The 26,253-nt window shown below is 69.8% G+C and carries 25 protein-coding genes; 12 read left to right on the forward strand and 13 right to left on the reverse strand.

Annotated features, from left to right (window positions below; translation table 11 throughout):
* Positions 1 to 215 precede the first annotated feature (215 nt).
* The gene (locus Q0Q47_RS13190; RefSeq protein ID WP_293860192.1) at positions 216 to 1,268 is read right to left on the reverse strand and encodes a MaoC family dehydratase; all 1,053 of its coding nucleotides are present in this window, start codon (positions 1,266 to 1,268) and stop codon (positions 216 to 218) included.
* Positions 1,269 to 1,501: 233 nt separating this feature from the next.
* On the opposite strand from Q0Q47_RS13190, the gene rplS reads away from it, so the two are divergent.
* Both rplS and leuC read left to right on the forward strand, forming a co-directional pair.
* Entirely contained in the window at positions 1,502 to 1,888 is a 387-nt protein-coding gene (gene rplS, locus Q0Q47_RS13195) for a 50S ribosomal protein L19 (protein ID WP_293860195.1), read from the forward strand.
* Positions 1,889 to 2,014: 126 nt separating this feature from the next.
* The gene (leuC, locus tag Q0Q47_RS13200; RefSeq protein ID WP_293860198.1) at positions 2,015 to 3,418 is read left to right on the forward strand and encodes a 3-isopropylmalate dehydratase large subunit; all 1,404 of its coding nucleotides are present in this window, start codon (positions 2,015 to 2,017) and stop codon (positions 3,416 to 3,418) included.
* A gap of 310 nt (positions 3,419 to 3,728) precedes the next feature.
* Here leuC and Q0Q47_RS13205 read toward each other — a convergent pair whose 3' ends face one another.
* Both Q0Q47_RS13205 and Q0Q47_RS13210 read right to left on the reverse strand, forming a co-directional pair.
* Positions 3,729 to 4,085 (reverse strand): hypothetical protein, encoded by a 357-nt coding sequence (locus Q0Q47_RS13205; RefSeq protein WP_293860201.1) that lies wholly within the window; start codon positions 4,083 to 4,085, stop codon positions 3,729 to 3,731.
* A 628-nt stretch (positions 4,086 to 4,713) separates the two neighbouring features.
* Positions 4,714 to 5,877, reverse strand: coding sequence for a PLP-dependent aspartate aminotransferase family protein (locus Q0Q47_RS13210; protein WP_293860204.1), 1,164 nt, complete (start codon positions 5,875 to 5,877; stop codon positions 4,714 to 4,716).
* Positions 5,878 to 6,084: 207 nt separating this feature from the next.
* On the opposite strand from Q0Q47_RS13210, the gene Q0Q47_RS13215 reads away from it, so the two are divergent.
* Positions 6,085 to 6,612, forward strand: a complete 528-nt coding sequence (locus tag Q0Q47_RS13215; protein ID WP_293860207.1) for a TspO/MBR family protein — start codon at positions 6,085 to 6,087, stop codon at positions 6,610 to 6,612.
* Here Q0Q47_RS13215 and Q0Q47_RS13220 read toward each other — a convergent pair.
* Genes Q0Q47_RS13220 through Q0Q47_RS13230 form a run of 3 tightly spaced genes read right to left on the reverse strand, consistent with a single transcriptional unit; the run spans position 6,605 to position 8,358 of the window.
* Positions 6,605 to 6,979 (reverse strand): response regulator, encoded by a 375-nt coding sequence (locus Q0Q47_RS13220; RefSeq protein ID WP_293860211.1) that lies wholly within the window; start codon positions 6,977 to 6,979, stop codon positions 6,605 to 6,607. The genes Q0Q47_RS13215 and Q0Q47_RS13220 overlap by 8 nt on opposite strands.
* Positions 6,980 to 6,992: 13 nt before the next feature.
* Positions 6,993 to 7,541, reverse strand: coding sequence for a hypoxanthine phosphoribosyltransferase (gene hpt, locus Q0Q47_RS13225; protein ID WP_293860214.1), 549 nt, complete (start codon positions 7,539 to 7,541; stop codon positions 6,993 to 6,995).
* Between the two features lie 25 nt (positions 7,542 to 7,566).
* Positions 7,567 to 8,358, reverse strand: a complete 792-nt coding sequence (locus Q0Q47_RS13230) for a zinc-ribbon domain-containing protein (RefSeq protein ID WP_293860217.1) — start codon at positions 8,356 to 8,358, stop codon at positions 7,567 to 7,569.
* Positions 8,359 to 8,627: 269 nt separating this feature from the next.
* Between Q0Q47_RS13230 and ftsE the strand changes: the two genes are divergently transcribed.
* From ftsE to Q0Q47_RS13250, 4 genes are all read left to right on the forward strand, one after another.
* Complete coding sequence (ftsE, locus tag Q0Q47_RS13235) at positions 8,628 to 9,290, forward strand: cell division ATP-binding protein FtsE (RefSeq protein ID WP_293860220.1); 663 nt, start codon at positions 8,628 to 8,630, stop codon at positions 9,288 to 9,290.
* Positions 9,283 to 10,257 carry an ABC transporter permease gene (locus Q0Q47_RS13240; RefSeq protein WP_293860224.1) on the forward strand — a complete coding sequence of 325 codons (975 nt, stop codon included), beginning with the start codon at positions 9,283 to 9,285 and terminating at the stop codon, positions 10,255 to 10,257. The genes ftsE and Q0Q47_RS13240 overlap by 8 nt, the downstream gene beginning before the upstream one ends.
* 115 nt (positions 10,258 to 10,372) lie before the next feature.
* Entirely contained in the window at positions 10,373 to 11,026 is a 654-nt protein-coding gene (locus Q0Q47_RS13245) for a YdcF family protein (protein WP_293860227.1), read from the forward strand.
* Between the two features lie 52 nt (positions 11,027 to 11,078).
* Complete coding sequence (locus Q0Q47_RS13250) at positions 11,079 to 11,852, forward strand: 1-acyl-sn-glycerol-3-phosphate acyltransferase (RefSeq protein WP_293860230.1); 774 nt, start codon at positions 11,079 to 11,081, stop codon at positions 11,850 to 11,852.
* Positions 11,853 to 11,868: 16 nt separating this feature from the next.
* Here the strand turns inward: Q0Q47_RS13250 and ccrA are convergent, their stop codons facing one another.
* From ccrA to Q0Q47_RS31145, 3 genes are all read right to left on the reverse strand, one after another.
* On the reverse strand, positions 11,869 to 13,146 hold the full coding sequence (ccrA, locus tag Q0Q47_RS13255) for a crotonyl-CoA carboxylase/reductase (protein ID WP_293860232.1): 1,278 nt from the start codon (positions 13,144 to 13,146) through the stop codon (positions 11,869 to 11,871).
* An 86-nt stretch (positions 13,147 to 13,232) separates the two neighbouring features.
* Positions 13,233 to 13,592, reverse strand: a complete 360-nt coding sequence (locus tag Q0Q47_RS13260) for a transcriptional regulator (protein ID WP_293860234.1) — start codon at positions 13,590 to 13,592, stop codon at positions 13,233 to 13,235.
* A complete protein-coding gene (locus Q0Q47_RS31145) occupies positions 13,573 to 13,860 on the reverse strand; it encodes a BrnT family toxin (RefSeq protein ID WP_367278244.1) in 288 nt (95 codons plus the stop codon). Before Q0Q47_RS31145 ends, Q0Q47_RS13260 begins: the two co-directional genes overlap by 20 nt.
* 430 nt (positions 13,861 to 14,290) lie before the next feature.
* Between Q0Q47_RS31145 and Q0Q47_RS13265 the strand changes: the two genes are divergently transcribed.
* The gene (locus tag Q0Q47_RS13265; protein WP_293860237.1) at positions 14,291 to 16,078 is read left to right on the forward strand and encodes a glucan ABC transporter ATP-binding protein/ permease; all 1,788 of its coding nucleotides are present in this window, start codon (positions 14,291 to 14,293) and stop codon (positions 16,076 to 16,078) included.
* Between the two features lie 25 nt (positions 16,079 to 16,103).
* Here Q0Q47_RS13265 and Q0Q47_RS13270 read toward each other — a convergent pair whose 3' ends face one another.
* The 4 genes from Q0Q47_RS13270 to Q0Q47_RS13285 all read right to left on the reverse strand — a co-directional run bounded on the left by Q0Q47_RS13270 (position 16,104) and on the right by Q0Q47_RS13285 (position 23,507).
* Positions 16,104 to 18,119, reverse strand: coding sequence for a protein meaA (locus Q0Q47_RS13270; protein WP_293860240.1), 2,016 nt, complete (start codon positions 18,117 to 18,119; stop codon positions 16,104 to 16,106).
* 387 nt (positions 18,120 to 18,506) lie between these two features.
* The gene (gene purH, locus Q0Q47_RS13275; RefSeq protein WP_293860243.1) at positions 18,507 to 20,099 is read right to left on the reverse strand and encodes a bifunctional phosphoribosylaminoimidazolecarboxamide formyltransferase/IMP cyclohydrolase; all 1,593 of its coding nucleotides are present in this window, start codon (positions 20,097 to 20,099) and stop codon (positions 18,507 to 18,509) included.
* A 151-nt stretch (positions 20,100 to 20,250) separates the two neighbouring features.
* Positions 20,251 to 22,020 (reverse strand): heparinase II/III family protein, encoded by a 1,770-nt coding sequence (locus tag Q0Q47_RS13280; protein ID WP_293860246.1) that lies wholly within the window; start codon positions 22,018 to 22,020, stop codon positions 20,251 to 20,253.
* Between the two features lie 101 nt (positions 22,021 to 22,121).
* Positions 22,122 to 23,507, reverse strand: a complete 1,386-nt coding sequence (locus Q0Q47_RS13285; RefSeq protein WP_293860249.1) for an RsmB/NOP family class I SAM-dependent RNA methyltransferase — start codon at positions 23,505 to 23,507, stop codon at positions 22,122 to 22,124.
* Between the two features lie 141 nt (positions 23,508 to 23,648).
* Between Q0Q47_RS13285 and Q0Q47_RS13290 the strand changes: the two genes are divergently transcribed.
* The 4 genes from Q0Q47_RS13290 (at position 23,649) to Q0Q47_RS13305 (ending at position 26,243) form a co-directional block, all read left to right on the forward strand.
* A complete protein-coding gene (locus Q0Q47_RS13290; protein WP_293860252.1) occupies positions 23,649 to 23,885 on the forward strand; it encodes a DUF1674 domain-containing protein in 237 nt (78 codons plus the stop codon).
* A 67-nt stretch (positions 23,886 to 23,952) separates the two neighbouring features.
* Positions 23,953 to 24,504: a prolyl-tRNA synthetase associated domain-containing protein gene (locus Q0Q47_RS13295; protein ID WP_293860255.1), complete on the forward strand. Its 552-nt coding sequence runs from the start codon at positions 23,953 to 23,955 to the stop codon at positions 24,502 to 24,504.
* 128 nt (positions 24,505 to 24,632) lie between these two features.
* Positions 24,633 to 25,541: a thioredoxin gene (trxA, locus tag Q0Q47_RS13300; protein WP_293860258.1), complete on the forward strand. Its 909-nt coding sequence runs from the start codon at positions 24,633 to 24,635 to the stop codon at positions 25,539 to 25,541.
* A gap of 27 nt (positions 25,542 to 25,568) precedes the next feature.
* A complete protein-coding gene (locus tag Q0Q47_RS13305; protein WP_293860261.1) occupies positions 25,569 to 26,243 on the forward strand; it encodes an LON peptidase substrate-binding domain-containing protein in 675 nt (224 codons plus the stop codon).
* The last annotated feature ends 10 nt before the right edge of the window (positions 26,244 to 26,253 follow it).

The following is a 26,253-nucleotide window of genomic DNA, read 5'->3' on the forward strand; positions in this document are numbered from 1 at the left end:
CGCCGTGCGGCCGGCTCAGGATGAGGGAGATGGGGGCAGGGAGAGGGTCACAAGCGCTCGGGATCAGGACGGTCGTGGCCTACCACAGGCAGTCCCATCACCCTCGCGAAAGCGGCGGTGGTCACGGAATCACCGCGGGAAACGAGTCCCGTTTCAGGCGATTCTGGTGGTCGATGAATCACTTGGTCGGGGAATCACCAGCCCCGCCGGGCGCCTCACCGCGGGATCAACAGCCACAGGTCGAGGTCGAGGATGACGGAGGGGTCGTACTCCTCGCCGGTCTTGAGCGGGAAGTCGGCGCAGGGACGGTCCTTGGTCGCCACGGTCCTGACGCGCAGCGCGCCGACGTCGTCGCGCCCTGGCAGCGGCTGCTTGTCGAGGATCTCGCTCCAGGCCGACACCGTGCCCCCGGCAAAGAGCGGCGCGACGTGGCGTCCGCCGTTGATCGCGGCGATGTGGAAGGCGTTGCCGAGCCCGTTGAAGCTGAGCGCGCGCGCCAGCGAGATGACGTGGCCTCCGTAGATCAGACGGCGGCCGTGGCGGCTCTGCGACTGCGAGAGCTGGTCGAAGTGCACGCGCGCGGTGTTCTGGTAGAGGCGCGTGGCGAGCTGGTGCTCGGCCTCCTCCACCGTCATGGCATCCACGTGATCGATCGTTTCGCCGATCTCGTAGTCGTCCCAGCGGAACGGCGAGCCGGAAAGGGACTCGTCCCAGGCATCGCGATCGATGATCGGGCAGGCATCGCCCAGCGCGTCGGGAGCAACCACCCGCGGCAGCGTCGGGACGTGTTCCTCGGCGATCACCGACGCCGGATCCGCCTTGCGCACCATCACCCAGCGCACGTAGTCGAGCACCTCGACGCCGTCCTGGTTGTAGCCGGTGGAGCGGACGTAGACGACGCCGGTCTGCCGGTTGGAGTTCTCCTTGAGGCCGATCACCTCCGACACGGTCGACAGGGTGTCGCCCGGCACGACCGGCGCGAGGAACCGTCCCGCCGCATAGCCGAGATTGGCCACGGCGTTGAGCGAGATGTCGGGCACCGTCTTGCCGAAGACGAAGTGGAAGACGAGCAGGTCGTCCACGGGCGCCCTGCGATACCCCACGGCGCGGGCGAAGGCGTCCGACGACTGGACCACGAAGCGCGGGCCGTACAGCGCCGCGTACAACGCGACGTCGCCTTCGCTCACCGTGCGCGGCGTGGCGTGGCGGATCGTCTCGCCCAGACGGAAGTCCTCGAAGAAACGCCCACGGTTGGTCTTGCTGGTCATCGGCTCCTCCTGCACGACAGCACCTTGCCGGGGCGGCCGTGGCGCAGCAAGGGTCGTGGAGACCGACCTTCGGCCATGGCCGCGTGTGTTCGCCCGCCCGATGGCGCGGGCTGCGCATTGCGGGTCGACTCCGGCCCGGATGTCGTGTAAGAGCGCGCGTCCAACTCACAACAGCGGCGCCGAACGCCTGCCCGAGGACACCACCACGGGCACACCGGCAGGAGACTTACACGATGGATATCATCCAGCAGCTCGAGAAGGAGCAGGCCGAGAAGCTCGCGTCTGCCCGCGCCATCCCGGACTTCCGTCCCGGCGACACCGTCCAGGTCAACGTGAAGGTGGTCGAAGGCGACCGCACCCGCGTGCAGGCCTATGAGGGCGTCTGCATCGCCCGCAACGGCGGCGGCCTCAACGAGAGCTTCACCGTTCGCAAGATCAGCTACGGCGAGGGCGTGGAGCGCGTGTTCCCGGTCTACTCGCCCCTGATCGACAGCATCAAGGTCGTGCGCACCGGCAAGGTGCGGCGCGCCAAGCTTTATTACCTGCGCGATCGCCGCGGCAAGTCGGCCCGCATCGCCGAGCGCAAGGACGCCCCCAAGGGCGACAAGAAGGCCGGCTGATCCGCCGCCCCTCATCGGTTTTGAAAAGGCCGGGAGCGATCCCGGCCTTTTTTCATTCTTCCCTCCCAACGCCGGCTTGGGTAAAGGAAGCCCATTCCCTTGCCTTCGTGACAGAGAGCGTCCGCCATGGCTCCCCGTACCCTCTACGACAAGATCTTCGACGACCACGTCGTCGACCGCCAGCCTGACGGGACCTGCCTGCTCTACATCGACCGGCATCTCGTGCACGAGGTGACGAGCCCGCAGGCCTTCGAAGGCCTGCGCGTGGCCGGCCGCAAGGTGCGCGCGCCGGAGAAGACGCTGGCCGTGGTCGACCACAACGTCCCGACCACCGACCGCACCCACGGCATCGAGGACCCCGAGTCCCGCACGCAGGTCGAGACGCTGGCCGAGAACGCCCGCGACTTCGGCATCGAGTACTACAACGAGCTCGACAAGCGTCAGGGCGTCGTCCACATCATCGGGCCCGAGCAGGGCTTCACACTGCCCGGCACGACGATCGTGTGCGGCGACAGCCACACCTCGACGCATGGCGCTTTCGGCGCGCTGGCCCACGGCATCGGCACCAGCGAGGTCGAGCACGTGCTCGCCACGCAGACGCTGATCCAGAAGAAGGCCAAGAACATGCGGATCACCGTCGACGGCGTGCTGCCGGCCGGCGTGACCGCCAAGGACATCATCCTCGCCATCATCGGTGAGATCGGCACGGCCGGCGGCACCGGCCACGTCATGGAATATGCGGGCGACGCGATCCGCGCGCTCTCCATGGAAGGCCGCATGACGGTCTGCAACATGTCGATCGAGGGGGGCGCGCGCGCAGGCCTCGTCGCGCCGGACGAGAAGACCTACGCCTACCTGAAGGACCGTCCGAAGTCGCCCAAGGGCATGGCCTGGGACATGGCCATGAAGTACTGGGAGACGCTCTATTCGGACGAAGGCGCCCACTTCGACCGCGAGGTGAAGCTCGACGCCGCCAACCTGCCGCCGATCGTCACCTGGGGCACCAGCCCCGAGGACGTGGCCACGATCACCGGGGTCGTGCCGCGCGCCGAGGATGCCGCCAGCGAGCAGAAGCGCATCTCCATCCAGCGGGCCCTCGACTACATGGGCCTGAAGGGCGGGGAGAAGATGACGGACATCGCCATCGACCGCGTCTTCATCGGCTCGTGCACGAACGGCCGCATCGAGGACCTGCGCGCCGCGGCTCAGATCGTCGCCGGCAAGACGGTGAACGGCAACGTCAACGCCATGATCGTCCCGGGCTCCGGCCTGGTGAAGGAGCAGGCCGAGGCGGAAGGTCTCGACAAGATCTTCAAGGCCGCCGGCTTCGAGTGGCGCGAGCCGGGCTGCTCGATGTGCCTGGCGATGAACGCCGACAAGCTGGCTCCGGGCGAGCGCTGCGCCTCGACCTCGAACCGCAACTTCGAGGGGCGCCAGGGCTTCCGCGGCCGCACGCACCTCGTCTCCCCGATGATGGCCGCCGCCGCCGCCATCGCCGGCCGCTTCGTCGACGTCCGCGAGTGGCGCTGAACGCCGGGCGGGGCTGAAACGGGACTGCAAACAGCGTTCCAGGCCCCACCCTCCTCATCCCGAGAGGGTGTGCATCAATACCCGGTCGGGCGTTTCATCTGACTACTCCAGCGCGCGGCCACCTCTCCGCCGTCCTGCCCGGGCTCGGCCCGGGCATCCACGACTGTGCCGGGGCCATCCTGAAGTCGTGGGTGGCCGGGCCAAGCCCGGCCATGACGCGGAGGGGGAGGTGCTCGCTGGACCACCCATAAGCGTCAGAGCTCTCAGGATGAGGAGCGTGGTGGCATTTTCATGCGCCGGCGGGCGATGTTCACCCGCCCATGAGGTCCGCGGCGACCGCGGCCCTGGCGATGGCCGTGCCGGCCAGCAGGTGCACGTGGATCTCGTCGGGGGCGCACGCCGGCACCGTCCCCTCGATCCCCACCCCCACGATGCGCCTCACGCCGCCAGCGTCGCGCCGGACCGCGATGAGCACGGCCCCGTCATGGGCCGGAACGGCCTCCGGCCTGTAGACGGACACCACATAGCGCCGGCCCGAGCGCCCGCGCCATGCCCGGAACGGCGTCACCACGCCGGCATCGCGCGCGGCGGCGAGGATCTCGAACCGCGGCTCGGATGGCAGGACCACGGTCTGGTCGTCGTGAGACATGGAACGGCAAGCGGCCACGGCGGCTCTCCCTGAGCGAACAAAGAGAGAACAATCCGCTCGCGTTGTCAACGGCACAGGCGGATTCAGCCGACCATAGTTTCGCTACAGCCCCGCGGCCTACTGGGCACGGATGCGGGGGAGCGAGTCCATGGCGGTGAGCCGGCGAACGGTGCTGTCGGGTCTGGTGACGCTGGCCACGGGCGTCGCCCTGCCGGAAACGGCCACGGCGCGGCCCGGCCGGCGGGTCCTGCCGCTCGTGCCGGCGCTGCCGCCGGTCGACGCCGACGTCGTCGAGCGGCTGCGCCGGGGGCTGGCACGCTGGGGACGGATGACGGACATGCCGGCGCTGGCGATCGAGAACCGGATTCTGTACCAGCACATGGTGGGGTGGCGGCTGGCTGCCCTCGCCTGGCCCGGCGCCGACGCGTTGCGCGCGATCCAGGCGATCGGCGACCGCTGGCCGCACCTGCAGCCGAACATCGACCGCCTTCTCGCGGCCCGGGCAGCCGGCCTCGCGGATTTCGACACGAGGACCGACTGGGACTACTCCAATGTCCGGATCGACGGCGGGCCTCCGCCACGGCCCGAGGTGCCGTGGACGGATGATCAGCCCCGCGGGGTCACGCCCCCGGAGGAGCCGTCAGCCTCAGCCGTGGGCCCGCGCCAGGGCCTGGTCGAGGTCGGCGAACAGATCCTCGACGTCCTCGATGCCGGCCGAGAGGCGCAGCAGGTCGACCGGGCACGGGGTTCCGGGCCCCTCGATGGAGGCCCGATGCTCGATCAGGCTCTCGACGCCGCCGAGTGACGTCGCCCGCTTCCACAGCTGAACGCCAGCCGCGGTGGCCACCGCGCTCGCCTCGCCTCCGCGCACGCGGATCGACAGCATGTGGCTGAATCCGCCTTCCATCTGCCGGGCGGCGACGTCGTGACCCGGATGGTGCGGCAGCCCCGGATAGAGCACGGCCGCCACGTGCCGGTGGTTCGACAGCCGCTCGGCGAGCTCGGCCGCATTGCGGCTGGCCGCGCGGACGCGCAGGTCGAGCGTGCGCAGGCCGCGCAACAGGAGAAAGGCCTCGAACGGGCCCAGGATCGCGCCGAAGTTCTTGCGCAAGGTAGCGATGCGGTCCCAGGCCGCGTCCTTGCGGGCCGTCGCCAGGACGCCGGCCACGACGTCCGAATGGCCGTTGAGCGCCTTGGTGGCGGCGTGCATGACGATGTCGGCCCCCAGCGTCAGGGGGCGCGTGAACACGGGCGTGGCGACGGTCGAGTCGACGCCCAGGCGGGCGCCGGCGGCGTGGGCCATGTCCGCGATGGCCCGGATGTCGGCGATCGACCAGAGCGGGTTGGACGGCGTCTCCAGCCAGACAAGCTTGGTGCGCCCCGGAACGATCGCCTTGCGGACCGCCTCGATGTCGCTGGTATCGACCAGCTCGACCACGAGGCCCCAGTCCTTGGCGTAGGTCATGAGCCAGTTGCGCAGCGCCCAGTACATCACCGTGGGCGCGACGACGTGGTCGCCGGGCGCGAGCGCCATGAACACGGAGGTGGCCGCCGCCATCCCCGAGGAGAACAGCATCGCCGCCTCCGCCTCCTCCAGCATCGCCAGCACCGCTTCCGTCTCGCGAACGGTCTGGTTGTCGGGCCGGCCGTAGACGAAGCCGGAGGAGTACTGGTTGTCGGGATCGCGCAGGAAGGTCGTCGCCACGTGGATGGGCGCCACCACCCCCTTCGTGGTCGGGTCGATCGCCCCCATGGCATGGGCGGCGAGCGTGCGGCGGCTCCAGCGGTTGGATCGGTTTGCGTCGGTCATGCGTTGCGTCTCCCGATGGGCCGCAGGAAGCGATGTCCCGCGCGCCACGCCCCGATACAGGAATTCTCACCCGGCTGGAAAGGCCCGGGGCGAGGGTTTGTGCCGCCGCGGGAGATCGGCCCCACCTGCGACGTGACGCCGCGCCTCCGGCCGCCGTGCCTTGTTCGTTCCAGCGATGACCCGATATCGCGACTTGGAGATCCCCCGATGACCTTTGCCCCGTCCAGCCCCGCGTCCCGCGCCCCCGTGTCCCGTCCCGGCCGGGGCGTCGCCCTGCGCAACGCCGCGATCGCGGGCTTGTCCGTGGTGGCCACCTCCACTATCGGCGGCCTGGCGACCGGCCCGAAGATCCTCGGCTGGTACGCGGCGCTCGCAAAGCCCTGGTACAACCCGCCGAACTGGGTGTTCGGCCCGGCCTGGACCTTGCTCTTCCTGCTGATGGCGATCGCGTTCTGGCGCATCCTGCAGACGCCCGCCGGCACGCCCTGGCGGACGCTCGCGATCGTGCTGTTCGGCGTGCAGCTCGTACTGAACGCGCTCTGGTCGGTCCTGTTCTTCGGCATGGAGAGCCCGGCGCTCGCCCTGGCGGAGGTCGGACCGTTCTGGCTGGCCATCCTGGCGACGCTGGTGGTGTTCGCGCGGATCGACCGGATCGCGGGCTGGCTGTTCGTCCCGTACCTGGCCTGGGTCGCCTTCGCCGCCGTGCTGAACTACGGGGTCTGGAGCCTCAACTGACGGGCTCCTCGAGGGTCCGGCGCACCATGGTGCGCAGATCGGCCAGCGAGAACGGCTTCGTCAGCACGTCGCGGATGAGCGCGTCGAGATCGCGCGCCCGTTCCCGCTGGTCGGCATAGCCGGTCATCAGCAGGATCGGCATCGTAGGGCGCTCCCGGGCGGCGGCGAGCGCCAGGGCGATGCCGTCCATGATCGGCATGCGGATGTCGGTCAGCAGCAGGTCGTAGGCGGCCCCTGGCGCCGTCAGCATGTCGAGAGCCTCGGCTCCGTCCTGGGCGGCCTCGACGACGTGCCCGTCGAGCTGCAGGCCACGGGCGACGAAGCCCCGCAAGGGTTCCTCGTCATCGGCGATGAGGATGGTTGCCAAGGGCGGTCCTCCGTCAGTCCGGCGCCGTTTCGTCCTTCTCGACGACGCCAATGAAGGGGAGCTGCCGGTAGGAATGGGCGACGTCCATCCCGTAGCCGACGACGAAATAGTCCGGGCATTCGAAGCCGACATAGTCGGCCTTGATGTTGACCGCCCGCTTGCCGGGCTTCTCGAGCAGGCAGCAGCTGCGAACGCGGGCACCACGAGCCGCCAGCAGGTCCTTGGCAAAGGCGATGGTGCGGCCCGACTCCAGGATGTCGTCGACCAGCAGCACGTCGCGGTCGGCGACGCCGCTGTCCACGTCGCGCAGGATCGCGACCTGGCCCGAGGACACCGTCGCGGCCCGGTAGCTCGACAGGTGCATGAACTCGACCTGCGGAGCCATGCCGGCGCGGTGCATGGCGCGGATGAGGTCGGCGGCGAACATGAAGCTGCCTTTGAGGATCGCCACGACCAGGAGATCCTGCGGCTGCCAGGCCGCGATCTCCTTGGCAATCTCGTCGTTGCGGCGCGCGATCGTCGCCTCGTCGAACAACACGCGCACGCGCCAGTCGCTACTCATTGCCTTGGTCCCCGCTGGCAGGCGCTCAGTGCGCCGCCGGATGTGATTCCCGTCCCGCGAAGCGTATCACGACATCGCGGCCCTCGGCGGGGGGAGCGACGAGGCGCGCGCGGAACGGGGCCGTTTCGCCCTGACGCAGGGCGGAATTGCCGGCTTCCGCCGTCCAGGAATAGACCTCCTGGCCGTCGGCGCCGCGAATGCTCAACTGCAGCGGCGGAACCTCGACGTTGCCGGACGCCACCGCCCGCACGGTGCCCTCGACGACGAGGATGGTCTGGGCGGCGTCGGCGACGAGCTCCGACTTGACGCCCTCGATGGTCAGGCCCCGCAGGTTCACCGGCAGGCCGATCGCCGCGAACAGGCGCGCCGTCTGGGGCATGACGCGCACGATCGCCTTTCGTTGCGCGACCGCGAGGCCGGCCAGCACGACGAGCGCGATCACGGCCGCGGCGGCCGGCGGCACGCGGCGGATCCGAGTCGCGAGGGCGGCCAGACGCTGCTTCAGCTGGGCGCGCGGGAACGGCGCGCGGCGCGCGCGCGGGGGCTTCTTGGTCTTCACCGGCGCCGGTTCGGCCGCGACGATGGGTTCTTGTCCCATGTCCTCGCGGTGGCTAAGCACTTCGGCGGCGATCTCGGGAGCGGGTTCGGTCGCGGCGGCGACGACGGGCACGGGGCCGTCGCCCGGCTCGGGCAAAGCGTCTTCCGGCGTGGCCAGCCACTGGTGGCGGCACGCCGCGCAGCGCAGCTTCCGTCCGGCGCCGAGTTGCTCGGCGGTCAGCGAATAAGAGCTTGCACAGGACGGACAGACGATGAGCATGGCGAATCGGCGCTCGGGGATTGGGTCGAAGCGGGCGACTGTGCCATTTGTGAACAAACAGCCTTAACGAATGATGAAGATTCGGCACGCGAGCACGGTGGGAGAAGGCGGAATCCGGCTCGCAGACGGCATGGGACCACCAAGACCCGCGGAGCGTGGTGCGTTTCCGGAGAAACGCGCCGCACTTTAGGGCATCATCCCGCCCGGGTTCACCCGATCGGCGGAACCGGTGATGCTGCGGCGGGACCGGCGGCAGGAGTTCAAGGACCTTGGTTCGCTTCGAGAACGTCGGACTGCGCTATGGGATGGGTCCCGAAGTGCTGCGGGACATCAGCTTCAGCATCGAGCCGCAGAGCTTCCAGTTCCTGACCGGCCCCTCGGGCGCGGGCAAGACCACGCTGCTGCGGCTGATCCTGCTGTCGTTGCGCCCGACGCGCGGACTGATCAACCTGTTTGGCCACGACGTCGCCGGCATCGAGAAGGACACCCTCACCGCCCTGCGGCGGCGCATGGGCGTCGTTTTCCAGGACTTTCGTCTCCTGGAACACCTCACGACCTACGAGAACGTCGCCCTGCCCCTGCGCGTGCAGGGTCGCGAGGAGGCCAGCTACCGGGCCGAGGTGGTCGAGCTGCTGCGCTGGGTGGGGCTCGGCGAGCGCATGCACGTCCTCCCGCCCGTGCTGTCGGGCGGAGAGAAGCAACGCGCCGCGATCGCCCGGGCGCTGATCGCCCAGCCGCAGCTCCTCCTGGCCGACGAACCGACGGGCAACGTCGATCCCTCGCTCGCCCGCCGGCTCCTGCGCCTCTTCGTCGAGCTCAACAAGACCGGCACGGCGATCGTCATCGCGACCCATGACATCGCGCTCATGGAACAGTTCGACGCGGCGCGGCGCCTGGTCCTCGGCGAGGGGCGCCTGTACGTCTATGACTGACACGCGCTTCGATCCGCAGGCCTCGAGCGACTGGGCCACGGCCGAACCGGAGGCGCCGCAACCGGCGCTGGGCGGCAGCCAGCCCCTGGTCCCGGCCGCCTCCATCGCCGGCCGGGCACTCGTCACGGTCATCGCGATCATGACCTTCCTGGCCGCCCTCACCGCCGGCGCGGCGCAGCTCGTCGCCGAAGCCTCGTCGGGCTGGCGGTCCTCGGTGGCGCGCGAGGTCACCATCCAGATCCGCCCTTCGCCGGGACGCGACATCGAGGCGGACCTGGCCAAGGCGGCGGCCCTGGCCAAGGCCGCGCCGGGGGTCGCCGACATCCGCGTCTACACCAAGGCCGAATCCGAACGCCTGCTCGAGCCCTGGCTGGGCACCGGGTTGAATTTCGACGAGCTCCCCGTCCCGCGCGTCGTGATCCTGCGGCTCGAGGCCGGCAACCGTCCGGATTTTGCCGCGCTGCGCAAGGCGCTCACCGAGACGGTGCGAGGCGCCACGCTCGACGACCACCGCATCTGGATCGACCGGCTGGGCGTCATGGCCAACACGCTGGTGGTGCTGGGCATCGGCGTCACCATCCTGGTGCTGGCGGCCACGGGGCTGGCCGTCGTCTTCGCGACGAGCGGGGCCATGTCCGGCAACCGGGAAATCGTCGAAGTGCTGCATTTCGTGGGAGCCAGCGACGACTACATCGCGCGCGAGTTCCAGCGCCATTTCCTGCAACTCGGCCTGAAGGGCGGCCTCATCGGCGGGATTTGCGCCATCGTCTTCTTCCTGGGCGCGGGCGCCTTGTCGTCGAGCTTCGTGGCCACGCCGGGGGGCAGCCAGATCGAAGCGTTGTTCGGCACGGTCGCGCTCGGCATCGGGGGCTTCGTGGCCATCGGCGCCATCGTCGCCGTGGTGGCGGGGGTGACCGCCGTGGTCTCACGGGTCACCGTGCGCCGGACTTTGAGGGAAATCGGCTGACGGCAATGCCTCCAGCATGCCGCAATGCCTGCTAAGGTTGCCGCCGCCGGCCCCTTCGATTCGGCCGGCGGCGTCAAAGGATCAAGTGCCGGCCGATCGGCCGGGCGCAGCCCGCATGGAACGGCTACTCCGCCTCGCCCGAAATCTCCTGCTCACGGGAGCGCTTCTCGGTGCTCTCGTGCTTGGCGGCGGGTTCCTGCTGTTCGTCGACATGCTCGATCGCGTGGAAGGCAGCGAGAGCCGTCCCGTTGACGGCATCGTCGCGCTGACCGGCGGGGCCGAACGGGTGTCCGACGCGCTCGACCTGCTCGTCCATGGCCGCGGCAACCGGCTTCTCATCACCGGCGTGAACGAGAAGACGACCCGCGAAGAGCTCGTTCGCCAGCGCCCGGACAGCAAGGCCGCCTTCGCCTGCTGCGTCGATCTCGACTATCGGGCCCTCAACACGGTCGGCAACGCGGAGCAGACGAGGGTCTGGGCCCGGCGCAACGGCTTCAAGTCGCTGCTGGTGGTCACGTCGAGCTACCACATGCCGCGCACCCTCGCCGAGATCGGGCACGTCCTGCCCGACGTTCAGCTGGTCCCGCACCCGGTGGTGCCGGAGAGCCTGGACATCGACCGCTGGTGGCGCGCACCCCAGACCGCGAAGCTCCTGGGCTTCGAGTACGTGAAGTTCGTGGTCGCCATGGCCCGCATGCGGCTGAAGCCACGCGCCGGGGACGAAAATCTGGCGCGGGCATCCGAGGCGGCGACCTTGCGCCGGATGTGAGACTGGGCCACAGGAGGGCGCCGCATCGTTTGCGCCGTCCGCCGGAGTGCCCATGGCCCGATCCACCCGCCCGTCGCCGCGCTCCGTCGCGCTGAACGTGGCCCTCTATGTCAGCCTCGTCGGCATCATGCTGGTGGCGCTCCCGACGCTCCCGTTTCGCCGGGCGGCCATCCGCAGCGTGGTGAGGTTCTGGGGCCGCTACTTCGTGTGGCTGTGCCGCGTGGTCGGGGGAATCCGGCTCGAGGTGCGAGGCACCGCACAGGTGCACAGCGGGCCCCTCCTGGTCGCGGCCAAGCACCAGTCGATCTGGGAAACCTTCGCCCTGATCGGGCTCTTCGACGATCCTTGCTTCATCCTCAAGCGCGAGCTCACCTTCATCCCGCTCTTCGGATGGTACGCGCTGAAGGCCCGCATGCTGCCCGTCGACCGGCGCGGCGGCGGCTCCGTCATGAACCGGCTGAACGCGCAGGCCCGCGAAGAGGTGCGCAACGACAAGGGCCGGCAGATCCTGTTCTTCCCCGAAGGCACGCGGCGGCCGGCCGGAGCACCGCCGGCCTACCGGCAGGGCGTGTCCCACGTCTACGAGAACCTCGGCGTCCCCTGCCTGCCGATCGCGCTCAACTCGGGGCTCTACTGGCCGCGGCGGAGCATGGCCCTCAACGAGGGCACCATCGTGGTCCAGTTCCTCGAGCCCATTCCGCCCGGCCTGCCGCGCGACGAGTTCTTCGCGCGGCTGCAGTCCTCCATCGAGACCGCATCCGACGCGCTCTACCGCGAGGGCATGGCGGCCCTCGGGGAGCCGTTGCCGGCGGCCGGCAACGGCTGATCCCCGACCAGGCGGCTCAGCGGGCCCCCGCCTCGATCGCGTCGTCCGTGCTGCGCAGCCCCGTGCGGGCGGCGCTGACCAGCACGGCCATGTTTCCCGGCGCGTGCTGGTTCTTCCACATCTTGGTGTGGGCGAGCGGGATCTTGTCCCAGGCGAAGACCTCGCTCATGCAGGGGTCGACGCGCCGGTCCACGACGAACTGGTTGGCGGCGGCCGCCTGCTTGAGGTGGGCGAAGTGCGAGCCCTGGATGCGCTTCTGGCGCATCCACACGAAGCGGGCGTCGAAGGTGAGATTGAAGCCGGTCGTCCCGGCGCAGAACACCACCATGCCGCCGCGCTTCACCACGAAGCAGGAGGCAGGGAACGTCGACTCGCCCGGATGCTCGAACACGATGTCGACGTCCTTGCGACCGGTGATGTCCCAGATCGCCTTTCCGAACTTGCGCGCCTCGCCCATGTAGGCGTGGTACTCGGGCGAATTGACCTTGGGCAGCTGGCCCCAGCAGTTGAAGTCCTTGCGGTTGATGACGCCCTTGGCGCCCAGCCCCAGCACGTAGTCGCGCTTGCTCTCGTCCGAGATGATGCCGATGGCGTTGGCGCCGGAGGCGGCGCACAGCTGCACGCCGAACACGCCGAGGCCGCCCGACGCGCCCCACACCAGCACGTTGTCGCCCGGCCGCACCGTGTGCGGAGCATGGCCGAACAGCATGCGGTAGGCCGTGGCGAGCGTCAGCGTGTAGCAGGCGCTCTCTTCCCAGGTCAGGTGGGGCGGCTTCTTCATCAGCTGGCGCGACTGCACCCGGCAGAACTGGGCGAAGGAGCCATCCGGCGTCTCGTAACCCCAGATGCGCTGCGAGGTCGAGAACATCGGGTCACCCCCGTTGCACTCCTCGTCGTCACCGTCGTCCTGGTTGCAGTGAACGACGACCTCGTCACCGACCTTCCAGCGCTTGACCTTGGCCCCGACGGCCCAGACGACGCCGGAGGCATCGGATCCCGCGACATGGAACGGCTGCTTGTGGCCGTCGAGAGGCGAGATGGGCTCGCCCAGCGCCGCCCAGACCCCGTTGTAGTTGACGCCGGCCGCCATCACGAGCACGAGGACTTCGTCGTCGCCGATCGTCCAGGTGGGCACCGCCTCGAGCTGCATGGCGGTCTCCGGCGGGCCGTGCCGGTCCTTGCGGATGGCCCAGGCCCACATCTTCTCCGGCACGTGGCCGAGCGGCGGGATCTCGCCGATGTCGTACAATTCCTTGGTCGCAGGCGTCTTTTTCGCAGTCGAAGTCGCGGCCATGGAGGATCCTCCCGTTCCTGAGGCTCGGGATTATAGGGTCCATGCTGCACTGCGCCATAGGCCGAACGGAGGGAGAGCCTCGGTGGTCAAGTCTCCGTCGCCAAGGCCCCTTCGACCAGGCGTGGATCTTTCGCGATCACGCGCAGGTAAGCACGGACGGTGCCGTCGGGAAGCCGCTTGCCCTCCTCCCAATCGCGTAAACACTCGGCATTGAAATGGAATCGGTGAGCAAATGCCTCGAGATCGAGCCCCATCCGGTGGCGGAGAAGTCTAATGTTCCGACCCGTGACGGCGCGCTCCATCTCCTCGTCGGTCGCAATGGGATTGTCTGGATCGGTCGATGCGGCCGACACGATGTCGCCCTCGGTCAACGCATTCAGACGAGCGACTGCGTCGGGGTCCATCGTCTGCGGAACCGCGCCTCTCTTAAATCGAACGATCGCCATAGCGCCGCTCCTCCGACCTGTTCGTACGTCTGGCAGAGATGACGCGAACTATATCGCCTCGGACGGTGAACACCAACGCATGGAGACTCGTGCCGATCCGCCCTGCAACCTTCCATCTTGGTTCGTGATCCCCCGGTCGCGATACGTCCCAGGTCACGCGGAAGGCGTCGTCGAAAACTTGCACGGCGAATGAAAAGTCGAGCCCATGCTTGGCGAAATTCGCGTTCGCCTTTTCGGAATCCCACTCGAAATAGCGCGGATGAAACACGACCGTATGAAAATGTCAGGATGCAATACGTGCCAGCAGATCACCCACGGGCCCTTCCGTCCAGCGCGGCGTCACCGACGACCTTGCAAGATCTCCATTCCTGACTTGAGCCGCTGACGAAGGTGTCCCGATCGGATCCTTCGTCTCCTCGACGGGGTGGCGGTCTTGGCCCTCGAAGACGGAGCCGGTGCCCCGGCGGAGGAACGGGTCGTCGACCCAAATGTTCTCCAGAGCCTGGGACCGCGTCTGCTCACGGTTTCGGTGAGCTTGGTGAATTCGTCGACCCCACTCGCGCAAGCGTGCCACCGCCGATGACGATCAAGGCGTGAATGTCGTAAGAGAGCGAAACGCTGCAACCCATGAGAATGAGTGTGCAGACGACGGCCAAGCCGGAGCCTCGGGGCTCCATCCACTCCAAGGATCACGGCGCATGAATCTCGTCAGGCTCTATGCCCGGGTCCTCCAGCAACTCGGCCCCGAGGCGCGGCTCGGCGTGCTTCTCGCCTTCGCCAACGTCCTGCTCGCCGTGGCCCAGTTCGCCGAGCCGGTCCTGTTCGGACGCATCGTCGACCTGCTGTCACGCGCCCAGGCCACCGGAATCCCGCCCCAGTGGAACGACCTCGTGCCTCTGGCGGCCGCATGGGTCGGTTTCGGCCTGTTCACCATCAGCGGTGGCGTGATCGTGGCGCTGCACGCCGACAGGCTATCGCACCGCCGACGCCTCGCCATCATGGCGAGCTATTTCGAGCACGTGCTGACCCTGCCGCTGGCCTTTCACGCCACGACCCATTCCGGCCGCGTGCTCAAGGTGATGCTCGACGGCGCGTCGGGCATGCAGTCCCTGATGCTCTCGTTCTTCCGCGAGCACTTCGCGTCGTTCGTCGCGCTGATGGTGCTCCTGCCCCTGTCCCTCTTCATCAACTGGCAGCTCGGCCTGATGCTGGTGGTGCTGCTGGCGCTCTTCACGGTGCTGACCGCCATCGTCCTGCGCCGCACGGAAACGCTGCAGGGCTCGGTGGAGCGCTACCATTCGACGCTCGCCGAGCATGCATCGGACGCGCTGGGCAACGTCCCGGTGATCCAGAGCTTCACCCGCATCGAGCTGGAGGCGCGCGCGCTGCGCGGCGTCGCCGACCGGCTGCTGGCCGCCCAGATCCCCGTGCTCGGCTGGTGGGCGGTGGCTGCTGTCGCGACACGCGCCTCCGCCACGATCACGATCCTGGGCATCTTCCTGCTAGGCACCTGGCTCAATCTCAACGGTCTGGCGACGGTCGGCCAGATCGTGGCCTTCATGAGCCTCGCGACCATGCTCATCTCGAAGATGGAGCAGGCCGTGGGCTTCATGAACGGCGTGCTTTTGCAGGCTCCCAAGCTCAGGGAGTTCTTCGAAATCGTGGATACGGTGCCGGCCGTGCGCGACCTTCCCGGTGCGCCCGACCTCGGACACGCCAGCGGCACCATCCGCTTCGAGAACGTGAGCTTCTCCTACGACGGCAAGCGCCCGGCCGTCGCCGACGTGAGCTTCTCGGTGAAGCCGGGGGAGACCGTCGCCCTCGTCGGGGCGACCGGCTCGGGCAAGTCGACGACGCTGGGGCTGCTGCACCGGGCGTTCGATCCCCAGTCGGGCCAGATCCTCGTCGACGGCAAGGACATCCGCGAGGTGTCGCTGGCCTCGCTCCGGCGCAACATCGGCGTCGTCTTCCAGGAGCCGATGCTGTTTGCCCGCGAGATCGAGGAGAACCTGCGGGTGGGTCGGCCGGACGCCAGCGAGGAGGACATTCGCAGGGCGCTGGAGCGCGCGCAGGCCGCCGAGTTCATCGACCGCATGCCGAACGGCCTCGACACCGTGGTGGGCGAGCGCGGTCGCTCGCTCTCGGGCGGCGAGCGCCAGCGCCTGTCGATCGCGCGTGCCATCCTGAAGGATCCGCCGATCCTGATCCTGGACGAGGCGACCTCGGCGCTCGACGCCGGCACGGAGGCCAAGCTGCAGCAGGCGCTCCAGGAGGTGATGGTGGGACGCACCACCCTGGTCATCGCCCATCGCCTCGCCACCATCCGCAATGCCGACCGGATCCTCGTCTTCGACCAGGGCCGGATCGTGGAATCGGGCAGCTTCGACGAGCTCGTCTCCCGGGGCGGCCGCTTCGCCGCGCTGGCCAAGGCCCAGTTCATGGGCGACACGGCCAAGCCGGTGAACGCGGGCATCGTCACGGGCTGAGCCGAGGCGTCCCGCGAGGGGCGCCTTACCCCCGCGCCGCCTTGCGCGACCGGCCCTCGTCGGCGGGTCCGCGGGGCGCGCGGGCCACGATGCGGACGATGTCCTTCATGATCTCGTCCATGGCGTAGTCCTTCGGCGTGTAGATCGCGCTGACGCCGATGTTGCGCAGCACGTTCTCGTCGTCGGGCGGGATGATTCCGCCGACGACCACCGGAATGTGCGACAGCCCCTCGGACCTGAGCCTCGCCATGACGTCGCGCACCAGGGGCACGTGGGAGCCGGACAGGATCGACAGCCCGATCACATGGGCCTTGGTCTCGATCGCGCGCGCCACGATCTCGGCCGGCGTCTGGCGGATGCCCTCGTAGGTCACGTCGAAGCCGACGTCGCGGGCGCGCAGCGCGACCTGTTCGGCCCCGTTGGAGTGGCCGTCGAGGCCGGGCTTGCCGACGGTCAGGCGCGGCGTCTCGCCCAGCTGGGCGGCCAGGTCCGACACCATCAGCCGCACCTCGCGCTCGACCTCGGCGGTGCGGGTCTCGGGCGTGACGCCGGTGGGGGCCCGGTACTGGCCGAACACGGCCCGCAGGGTCTCGCCCCACTCGCCGGTGGTCACGCCGGCCTTGGCGCAGGCGATCGACGGATCGACGATGTTGCGGCCCTCAGCCGCGGCGGCGCGGAGGTCGGCCAGCGACGCCTCGACGGCGGCGGCGTCGCGGCCGGCGCGCCAGGCGCGGATGCGGCCCACGGCCTCCATCTCGACGTGCTCGGGCACGGTCATGACGCTGGCCTCGCCCGACGTCAGCGGCGACGGCTCGGTCTCGCGCCAGCGGTTGACGCCCACGACGACCTGGCCGCCGGCCTCGACGCCGACGATCCGCTGGGCGTTGGATTCCACCAGCGCCCGCTTCATGTAGCCGCTCTCGACCGCCGCGATCGCGCCGCCCAGCCCCTCGATGACGGCGAGTTCGGCCCGGGCGGCCTCCTTCAGCGCACCCACCTTGCGCGCCACCTCCACCGATCCGTCGAAGAGGTCGCCATACTCCAGGAGGTCGGTCTCGTAGGCCATGACCTGCTGCATGCGCAGCGACCACTGCTGGTCCCACGGGCGTGGCAGGCCGAGCGCCTCGTTCCAGGCCGGCAGCTGCACCGCGCGCGCCCGCGCCTTCTTCGACAGCACGACCGCCAGCATCTCGATGAGGATGCGGTAGACGTTGTTCTCCGGCTGCTGCTCGGTGAGCCCCAGGGAGTTCACTTGCACGCCGTAGCGGAAGCGGCGGTGGCGCTCGTCGCTGACGCCGTAGCGCTCCAGCATGAGCTCGTCCCACAGCTCGCAGAACGCCCGCATCTTGCACAGCTCGGTCACGAACCGCATGCCGGCGTTCACAAAGAAAGAGATGCGCCCCACGACCTCGCCGAAGGCCTCGTCGGTGAACTGGCCGGAGGCCTTCACCTGGTCCAGGACCGCGAAGGCGGTCGCCAGCGCGTAGGCCAGTTCCTGCGTCGGCGTCGCGCCGGCTTCCTGCAGGTGGTAGCTGCAGACGTTGGTGGGGTTCCACTTCGGCATCTCGCGCGTCGTGAACAGGATCACGTCGCTCACGAGCCGCATCGAGGGCGCCGGCGGGAACACGTAGGTCCCGCGCGACAGGTATTCCTTGATGATGTCGTTCTGCGTGGTGCCCTGCAGCGCGGCGCGGGGCGCCCCCTGCTCGTCGGCGACCGCGGCGTAGAGCGCCAGGAGCCATGCCGCCGTGGCGTTGATGGTCATCGACGTGTTCATCTCGGCGAGCGGGATCTGGTCGAACAGGGCCCGCATGTCGCCCAGATGCGCGATCGAGACGCCCACCTTGCCCACCTCGCCGCGCGCCAGCACGTGGTCCGGGTCGTAGCCGGTCTGCGTCGGCAGGTCGAAGGCGACGGAAAGGCCCGTCTGCCCCTTGGACAGGTTGTTCCGGTAGAGCCGGTTGGACTCGGCCGCCGTGGAGTGCCCGGCATAGGTCCGGATGATCCAGGGCTTGTCGCGGGTCGGGGCATCCTTGGTCATGGCCGGCTCTCCTGCTCCGCGGCGAGTGTGCTGCACCGCATCATTGTGGAGCAAGACCGCCGCGGGACAATCGGCCAAAGGTTGACCGTGGCAGGCGTGGCAGCTCCAGCCTTGCTGCGTGCGTCGGCACGGCCGATGTGCGGCTTGTGACGTTGAACCGTCCAGCTTGCCTGCCCCCTCTCCGCGTCATGGCCGGGCTTGGCCCGGCCACCCACGACTTGAGCATGGCGCCGGCAAAGTCGTGGGTCCCCGGGCCAAGCCCGGGGATGACGGCCGAGACGTGGGATTGAACTTGACTGCCAGTCCTCAGACGAGAGTTTCACGCGCTCCGCGCAGCCGCCAGCGGCGGCGTGGCGCAGGACGCGGGATCGTCGAGGGCGCCAGCCCTCAGTGGCGGAAGTGCCGGTGTCCGGTGAACACCATGGCGAGGCCGGCCTCGTCGGCCGCCTTGATGACCTCGTCGTCGCGCATGGAGCCGCCGGGCTGGATGATGGCGGTGGCACCCGCTTCGGCGGCGGCGAGCAGGCCGTCGGCGAAGGGGAAGAAGGCGTCGGAGGCGACGACCGATCCCTTCGCGAGGCTCTCGGAAAGGCCCGCAGCCTTGGCCGCCTCGGCCGCCTTCCAGGCCGCGATGCGCGAGGAATCGACGCGGCTCATCTGGCCGGCGCCGATGCCCACCGTCGCGCCGTCGCGCACGTAGACGATGGCGTTCGACTTCACGTGCTTGGCCACGCGGAAGGCGAAGCGCAGGTCCGACAGCTCCTGCGTGCTCGGCTGACGCCGGGTCACGACCTTCAGGTCCATGTCGTCGACCACCGCGTTGTCGCGCGACTGGGCGAGGAAGCCGCCCGCGACGGTGCGGAAGACGAGGCCCTCGGCGCGCGCGTCCGGCAGGCCGCCGGTGACGAGCAGGCGCAGGTTCTTCTTGGCGGCGACGATCGCCACGGCCTCGGGATCGGCGTCCGGCGCGATGATGACCTCGGTGAAGATCTCGACGATGGCCCTGGCCGCCTCGGCATCGAGCCGGCGGTTCAACGCCACGATCCCGCCGAACGCCGAGACCGGGTCGCAGCGCAGCGCCCGCGCATAGGCTTCGGCCAGCGTCGCACCCTCGGCGACGCCGCAGGGATTGGCATGCTTGATGATGGCCACCGCCGCCGCACGGGCGGGGTCGAACTCGGCCACGCACTCGAAGGCGGCGTCGGTGTCGTTGATGTTGTTGTAGGACAGCTGCTTGCCCTGCAGCTGGCGGGCCGTGGCGACGCCGTAGCGGCTGTCCGTCGTGCGATAGAAGCCGGCCGCCTGGTGCGGGTTTTCGCCGTAGCGCATCGGTTCGGCGAGCGTGCCGCCGAGCGCGCGGAAGCGCGGCATGGTCTCGCCGATCTCGTTCATGAACCAGGTCGAGATCGCCGCGTCGTAGGCCGCGGTCCGGGAATAGGCCTTGGCCGCGAGCCGCCGGCGCGTGTTGGCGGTCGTCGAGCCACCCGTGGCCTCGAGCTCGCGCAGGATGGCGTCGTAGTCGCCCGACTCGACCACCACGGCGACGTCGCCGTGATTCTTGGCGGCGGCGCGGATCATCGCGGGCCCGCCGATGTCGATGTTCTCGACGCACTCGTCGTAGGACTTGCCAGCGGCGACAGTGCTTTCGAACGGATAGAGGTTCACGACCAGGAGATCGATCGGCGGAATGCCGTGCGCCAGCATGGCCGCCTCGTGCTCGGGATTCTCGCGGATGGCGAGAAGGCCGCCATGGACCTTGGGATGGAGCGTCTTGACCCGGCCGTCCATCATCTCGGGAAAGCCGGTGAGGTCGGAGATGTCGGTGACGGGCAGGCCGGCATCGGCGATGGCCTTGCGCGTGCCACCGGTGGACACGAGCGCCACCCCGTGTCCGTGCAGGGCCTGGGCGAAGGCGATCAGACCGGTCTTGTCGGACACGGACAGGAGGGCACGGGTGACGCGCCGAAGATCGCTCGCCATGGTCTTCACCTTCGAAAAGCGTGGGCCGGCCGCGGGGCGCCGCCGATTGCTGCGGCGCGATAGCACGATCCTCCGGCGGGCGAAACCGCTGCGGATGGATCATGCCGCGAAAAGGTGGAAGCCGGCTTTTCGCGCTGAAATGCGCCGTGCCCTAGACCGGGCCGTCCCCGGCATCGTCGGGAGCCGCGTGCCGCGGCGGGATCGCGTCGTCGCGCTCGAAGCGCCATGACATCTGCGGCTGGGTGCGGAAACCGCCCGCCACCACCAGCTGGTCCGTCCGCCGTGCCCCCTCCGGGGTCGCGAAAAAGATGCTTTCCTCGAGCTGGATCGGCAACCCGCCCGCGGTGAACGTCCAGCTGGCCCCGCCGGGCAGGTCGAGGCGCACGGAAAGACCACCCGAGGACCGCGTCGCCCGGACCAGCGGATGCAGGTGGAACCGCAGGGCATAGGCGTCGCTGCCCGATTGCGCCCGCGACGGATTGACGATCGCGATCACGTCGGTGCCGACGAGGCGGCGGCCGCTGGCGCTGAGCACGAGGCGTCGCTGGTGGACGAGGCCCAGCATGGACCGATAGCCGTCGTGGGACGCCGCGACGCCGACCCCGGCCTCATCGCCGTCCCGCACCACCTCCCGCACCATCGTCACGTCGCTGGGGCCGGCAATGATCGGCGTCCCCAGGACGGAGCCGAGGCCGTCGCCCTCCAGGAAGCGGCACGACGAGGTGTCGGCGACGGTCAGCGTGGAGTGGGCGGCCGTGCTCCTGGCTAGTGCCCGCCAGCCGTCCACGCCGGGCGGCGGCGCCCCGCAATTCACCACGATGCGGCCCGGTCCGTCCGAGAACTCGAACGACAGGCAGCCGGCATGGGCCCGCGACGAATAGCCGGCCGGTGGCGGCGGGCCCGTGTCGACGATCACCGTGGCGGAGCGCGCCGCGAGCCTCTGGTAGCCGGAATACGGGGCGTTCTCGATCGGCTGGGCCCGGGCATCGGTATAGGCGAGGAGTGTGGCGAGCCGGTCCGGCGGCGTGACGCTCATGCCGTTGAAAAGGGCCAGCGCGCCGTCGCCGTGCCGGAACAGGCGCAGGGCCGGCATCATCCGGTCGATGGCGCCGACCAGGGCGCGCGGCGGTTCGTGGCCCTGGCTGAGGAAGGCCTGCCGCAGGGGCAGGAGATCGGTGAGCAGGTCCACCAGCGTCTGCGGATTGCGCCCGACATGGCCGCCGTCACGCAGGATCTGGCGATCCAGCTCCTCGGAGAGCGTGCGCCCGATCCGCCGGATCTGGGCGGCCGAAGCCCCGGTGCAGACCACGGTATAGGCCAGCGCGATGGCGACCCACAGGCGGTTCTCGCTCGGCGGCAGGGTGCGCAGGGCCCGCGCGAGCCACACGGTCTGGCGCCCGATCGAGCGCAGGAAGCGGCGATAGAAGGCGCGGTCGGCGCCATCGAGGATGAGGGGCGATTGCGCCAGCCAGGACATCAGCCGCCGGGAGGTGACGGCGGGGTCCCAGGCGGGCCCGGTCTGGGATCGCCCGCACTCGGTCATCCAGTCGTCCACCAGCGCGCGCGCGTTGGCACGGGCCAGGGCCGAGTCCGCGGCACGCAGGTGCCGCAGCCAGCCAAAGCCCATCAGCGCCTCGGACCAGGCCTCGGACGGCGCCAGCGCGCGGAACGGCGAAATGCCCGCGGTGGCCACCACCTTGCCGGCAAAGGCGAAATAGCCGGCATAGATGTCGTTGGCGACGGTGGGATCGGTGGTGCGCAGGTCCTGGGGCGCGATGACGAGCCGATCGGGAGAGCCACCGCGCGGGCCGGGGAGCAGGACGCGCAGCGGCGCTCCCGCGATGTGCAGGGCGCGCCGGCCGGCGTGCCGGGCCAGAAGCCAGCCCAGTCGCCATCGATCTGCGAGCGCGCGCGTCGCCAACCGGTTTACCCCCATACGCGCCAAGCGGCGACAGGCGCGGCCCGCCCCGATGGACCCGCACCCGCCCCAATTCACCCTGACTTGTGATGGTTAACGGACGTTTACCGAACCCGCACCAATCGGGCCGCGAAGAAGCCGTCCAGGCCCGAAAAGCGCGGGTCGGCATCGGGAAGCATGAACGGCAGCGTCCGCAGGTCGCCCTCAGCGGTGATCGCACCCTCGAGGCCCCCGATCTCGGAGGGATCGACGGGCCGGCGCTCGACACGGTCGTCGCGGGCCAGGAGCCCGCGGATCTGCGCTTCGCCCTCCTCGGGCTCCAGCGAGCAGGTGCAGTAGACGACGCGCCCGCCCACACGGACGAGATCGACCGCCTTGGCCAGGAGCCGCGTCTGCAGCGCCGCCAGGCGGAAGACGTCCTGGTCATCCTTGGTCCAGGCCACGTCGGGATGCCGGCGCAGCGTCCCCGTCGCCGAGCAGGGGGCGTCGAGCAGGACGGCGTCGTACAGGCCGTCACCGGCCATGGCCGTGGCGTCGACGGCCTCGACCTCCACCGACAGGCCGAGGCGGGCCATGTTCGTCTTCAGGCGTTCCAGCCGCGCCGCCGAGCGATCGACCGCGGTGACGGCGGCCCCGGCCGCGGCCAGCTGCGCCGTCTTTCCGCCCGGGGCCGCGCAGAGATCGGCGACCTTGTCCCCGGCGCCGACACCGAGGAGCCGCGCCGGCAGGGCCGCCGCCGCATCCTGGACCCACCAGTCGCCCTCCTGGTAGCCGGGCAGGCTCGGCAGGGGAGCACGGTCCGCCAGGCGCAGCGAGCCCGTCGGCAGGACGAGCCCGCCGAGCTCCGCCGCGCGCCGGTCGCGGATGTCGGGCGTTTTGAACGTCAGGTCGAGCGCCGCTTCCGACATGTGCGCGGCGGCGAGCCGGCGGGCCGCATCCTCGCCGTAGGCGGCGGTCCAGCGGCGCCGGAGCCAGGCCGGCGTGTCGAGGGCGAGGGGGTCGAGCGCCGCCAGGATCGCGTCCCGCTCGCGCCCGACGCGGCGCAGGACGCCGTTGGCGAGCTTCGTGTAGCGCTGGCCGTGCTTGTCCTCGAGCAGGAGCCGGATGGCCAGGTCGACGGCCGCATGGTCCGGCACGTCCATGAACAGAAGCTGCGCCACGGCGGTGGCCAGAACCTGGGGCAGCGGTCCGCCCTCGTCGGGCAGCCCGCTCGTCATGCGGTCGAGCAGCACGCGGCGAATGGTCCCGAAGCGCCGCACGGCCGTGGTCGCGATGGCGCGCACCAGGCCGCGGTCGCGGTCCTCCAGGGCGCGCCCCGGCGGAGAGGCCAGGATCCGGTCCAGCGTATCGTCCAGCGCCTGCCGCTGTTCGGTGACGGCCGCGAAGACCTCGCCGGCCAGCCGGCGGGCGGGGAGACCCGCGACGTCGGCCGCGGGACGAGGCGCGGCGGAGCGGCTGGGAGAACCGGGACGGTGGGGCGGACGGGGCATGAGCGATGCGGTCTCCGCGGGCGGGAACGAGGACACGGCCGGGATTTTTCCCGGAGCCGACCGGTTGCCAACCGGCCTGCGGCCCCCTTTATGAGGGGTCATGGACCGCGCACGAAGGCGGACCCGACCCGGACGAATGACATGGCGAACGAGACGAAGGACACGGCCGTGGGGGCCGAATCCACGGCACCCGAGACACCACCCCGCGTTCTCAGCCCGGCCGCGCGCAGGGCGCTGGCCGAAGCCGAGGCCCGCCGTGCGGCCGTGGACGCCCACGCCGCCGAGCTCGCCGGCCGGCCCGAGAAGGACGGACGCGGCGGGCTCGAACCCGTGCGCTATGGCGATTGGGAAATCAAGGGGCTGACCAGCGACTTCTGACGCATCGGTTCCATCCCGGGGCCCATTGGTCTAGAAACGCGCCGCACCCATCAGCCACGGTCACGCCATGCCCCTTTCGCCGCAGGACCTCTTCCAAGCCCTCGACCGCCTGGGGATCGCCTACGAGACCCAGCACCATCCCGCCGTGTTCACGGTGGAGGAAAGCAAGCGGCTGCGGGGCGTTCTGCCCGGCGCCCATGTGAAGAACCTTTTCATCAAGGACAAGAAGGGGCGTCTGTTCCTGATCTCGGCCGTGGAGGACACGCGCATCGACCTCAAGCGCGTGCACGAGCTGATCGGCGGGTCCGGGCGGGTCACCTTCGGCTCGGCGGACCTGCTGCGCGAGGTGCTGGGCGTGGAGCCGGGATCGGTGACGCCCTTCGCCGCCGTCAACGACACACAGGGCCGGGTCACGGTGATCCTCGACGCGCGGCTGATGGAGCACGAGCGCATCAACGTGCATCCGCTGGTCAACACCATGACCACCGGCCTGCACCGCGACGCGCTGCTCGCCTTCCTGCGCTCGACCGGGCACGAGCCCGTCGTGGTGGCCCTGGCGTCGGCCGGGGCGGAAACGACGGAGCCGGAATCGACAGGGCCAGAATCGACGGGGCACTGAGGCGACGATTGCGCTGCGACCCGCCGCGCCCCACATTGGGGGCGACATCGACGAGGGCCTCGACGGCCCGCCATCAGCCGGGCACAGGACCGCGAAGACCAGCGAGCCGGCCTGAGGAGAACACGACCATGGATCTCGCGCTCAACCCCGCCGGCCAGCCCAGCGGCGACACCCTTGTCTCCGACACGACGACGGCCGGCTTCCGCCAGGACGTGATGGCCGAGTCGATGAAGCGGCCGGTGCTGGTCGACTTCTGGGCCCCCTGGTGCGGGCCCTGCAAGCAGCTGACCCCCGTGCTGGAGAAGGTCGTGAAGGCCGCCGGCGGCAAGGTGAAGCTCGTGAAGATGAACATCGACGAGCATCCCCAGATCGCGGGCCAGCTCGGCATCCAGTCGATCCCCGCGATCATCGCCTTCCAGAACGGCCAGCCCGTGGACGGCTTCATGGGGGCGTTGCCCGAGGGCCAGATCAAGAGCTTCATCGAGCGGCTCGTGGGCCCGCTCGGCCCGGGCGCCACGAGCGAGATGATCAAGGAGGCCGAGGGCCTCGTCGCCGCCGGCGACGCCGAGGGCGCCGCGCAGCTCTATTCCGCCGTGCTGGCGCAGGAGCCCGACAACGCCGCGGCCATCGGGGCGCTGGCCAAGCTTCACGTCGACGCCGGCGACCTCGAGGCGGCGAAGGAGTTCCTCGCCATGGCGCCGGAGGCCAAGGCCAACGACCCCGCCATCGCCGGCGCGAGGGCCGCGATCGAACTCGCCGAACAGGCGGCCAAGCTGGGCGACTTCGCCGAACTCGAGGCCAGGCTCGCGGCCAACCCCGCCGATCACCAGACGCGCTTCGACCTGGCGGTGGCGCTGGCGGGCGCCGGCGACCGTGAAACCGCGACGGACCACCTGATCGAGATCATCAAGCGCGACCGCACCTGGAACGAGGACGGGGCGCGCAAGCAACTCGTCCAGTTCTTCGACGCCTGGGGTCCGATGGACGAGATGACGATCGCGGGCCGGCGCAAGCTGTCCGCCGTCCTGTTTCGCTGACGACAGCCAGAGGACGGGAGCGACGCGATGAGCATGAACGCCGTCTATCGCGGACCGGGCGATCTGCCGGGCGTCATTCCCGTCTTTCCGCTTCCCGGCGCCCTGCTGCTGCCGCGCGGCGAGATGCCGCTCAACATCTTCGAGCCGCGCTACCTCTCGATGGTCGACGACGCCCTCAAGTCGGGGCGGATCATCGGGATGGTCCAGCCCGAGGTCCCGGTCGGCGGCGGCACGCCCAAGGTGCCGTCCCTGCACGCGGTCGGCTGCGCCGGCCGCATCACCGCGCTCGCCGAGACCGGCGACGGCCGCTATCTCCTGACCCTGACCGGCATCGCCCGATTCCGGATCGTCGAGGAGCTGCCCTCGCTGACCAGCTACCGCCAGTGCAAGGTGGACTTCGCCGCCTTCCCCGTCGACTTCGAGGCCCGCGCCGGCGAGGACGCGGTGGATCGTCCCGCCGTGATCCGGACGCTGCGCGACTTCGTCGAGGCCAACAACCTGTCGATCGACTGGAAGGGCATCGACGAGGCCTCGAACGAGGCGCTCGTGAACGCGCTGGCGATGATGAGCCCCTTCGACGTTCGGGAGAAGCAGGCGCTCCTGGAAGCCCCCGACCTGCGCACCCGCGCCGAGATCCTGATCGCGATCACCGAGATGGAACTCGCCCGCGGCGACGACGGTTCGGAAACACCGCTGCAGTGACGGGCGCGTC

The organism is uncultured Alsobacter sp. (assembly GCF_945952055.1).
GTDB lineage: Bacteria > Pseudomonadota > Alphaproteobacteria > Rhizobiales > Beijerinckiaceae > Alsobacter.

What these genes read in the sequence shown, in the direction of transcription:
- Q0Q47_RS13190 (WP_293860192.1), bottom strand. Translation starts at nt 1,268, where the DNA reads ATGACCAGCAAGACCAACCGTGGGCGTTTCTTCGAGGACTTCCGTCTG.
- rplS (WP_293860195.1), top strand. Translation starts at nt 1,502, where the DNA reads ATGGATATCATCCAGCAGCTCGAGAAGGAGCAGGCCGAGAAGCTCGCG.
- leuC (WP_293860198.1), top strand. Translation starts at nt 2,015, where the DNA reads ATGGCTCCCCGTACCCTCTACGACAAGATCTTCGACGACCACGTCGTC.
- Q0Q47_RS13210 (WP_293860204.1), bottom strand. Translation starts at nt 5,877, where the DNA reads ATGACCGACGCAAACCGATCCAACCGCTGGAGCCGCCGCACGCTCGCC.
- Q0Q47_RS13215 (WP_293860207.1), top strand. Translation starts at nt 6,085, where the DNA reads ATGACCTTTGCCCCGTCCAGCCCCGCGTCCCGCGCCCCCGTGTCCCGT.
- hpt (WP_293860214.1), bottom strand. Translation starts at nt 7,541, where the DNA reads ATGAGTAGCGACTGGCGCGTGCGCGTGTTGTTCGACGAGGCGACGATC.
- Q0Q47_RS13230 (WP_293860217.1), bottom strand. Translation starts at nt 8,358, where the DNA reads ATGCTCATCGTCTGTCCGTCCTGTGCAAGCTCTTATTCGCTGACCGCC.
- Q0Q47_RS13240 (WP_293860224.1), top strand. Translation starts at nt 9,283, where the DNA reads ATGACTGACACGCGCTTCGATCCGCAGGCCTCGAGCGACTGGGCCACG.
- Q0Q47_RS13245 (WP_293860227.1), top strand. Translation starts at nt 10,373, where the DNA reads ATGGAACGGCTACTCCGCCTCGCCCGAAATCTCCTGCTCACGGGAGCG.
- Q0Q47_RS13250 (WP_293860230.1), top strand. Translation starts at nt 11,079, where the DNA reads ATGGCCCGATCCACCCGCCCGTCGCCGCGCTCCGTCGCGCTGAACGTG.
- ccrA (WP_293860232.1), bottom strand. Translation starts at nt 13,146, where the DNA reads ATGGCCGCGACTTCGACTGCGAAAAAGACGCCTGCGACCAAGGAATTG.
- Q0Q47_RS13260 (WP_293860234.1), bottom strand. Translation starts at nt 13,592, where the DNA reads ATGGCGATCGTTCGATTTAAGAGAGGCGCGGTTCCGCAGACGATGGAC.
- Q0Q47_RS13265 (WP_293860237.1), top strand. Translation starts at nt 14,291, where the DNA reads ATGAATCTCGTCAGGCTCTATGCCCGGGTCCTCCAGCAACTCGGCCCC.
- Q0Q47_RS13270 (WP_293860240.1), bottom strand. Translation starts at nt 18,119, where the DNA reads ATGACCAAGGATGCCCCGACCCGCGACAAGCCCTGGATCATCCGGACC.
- purH (WP_293860243.1), bottom strand. Translation starts at nt 20,099, where the DNA reads ATGGCGAGCGATCTTCGGCGCGTCACCCGTGCCCTCCTGTCCGTGTCC.
- Q0Q47_RS13285 (WP_293860249.1), bottom strand. Translation starts at nt 23,507, where the DNA reads ATGCCCCGTCCGCCCCACCGTCCCGGTTCTCCCAGCCGCTCCGCCGCG.
- Q0Q47_RS13290 (WP_293860252.1), top strand. Translation starts at nt 23,649, where the DNA reads ATGGCGAACGAGACGAAGGACACGGCCGTGGGGGCCGAATCCACGGCA.
- Q0Q47_RS13295 (WP_293860255.1), top strand. Translation starts at nt 23,953, where the DNA reads ATGCCCCTTTCGCCGCAGGACCTCTTCCAAGCCCTCGACCGCCTGGGG.
- trxA (WP_293860258.1), top strand. Translation starts at nt 24,633, where the DNA reads ATGGATCTCGCGCTCAACCCCGCCGGCCAGCCCAGCGGCGACACCCTT.
- Q0Q47_RS13305 (WP_293860261.1), top strand. Translation starts at nt 25,569, where the DNA reads ATGAGCATGAACGCCGTCTATCGCGGACCGGGCGATCTGCCGGGCGTC.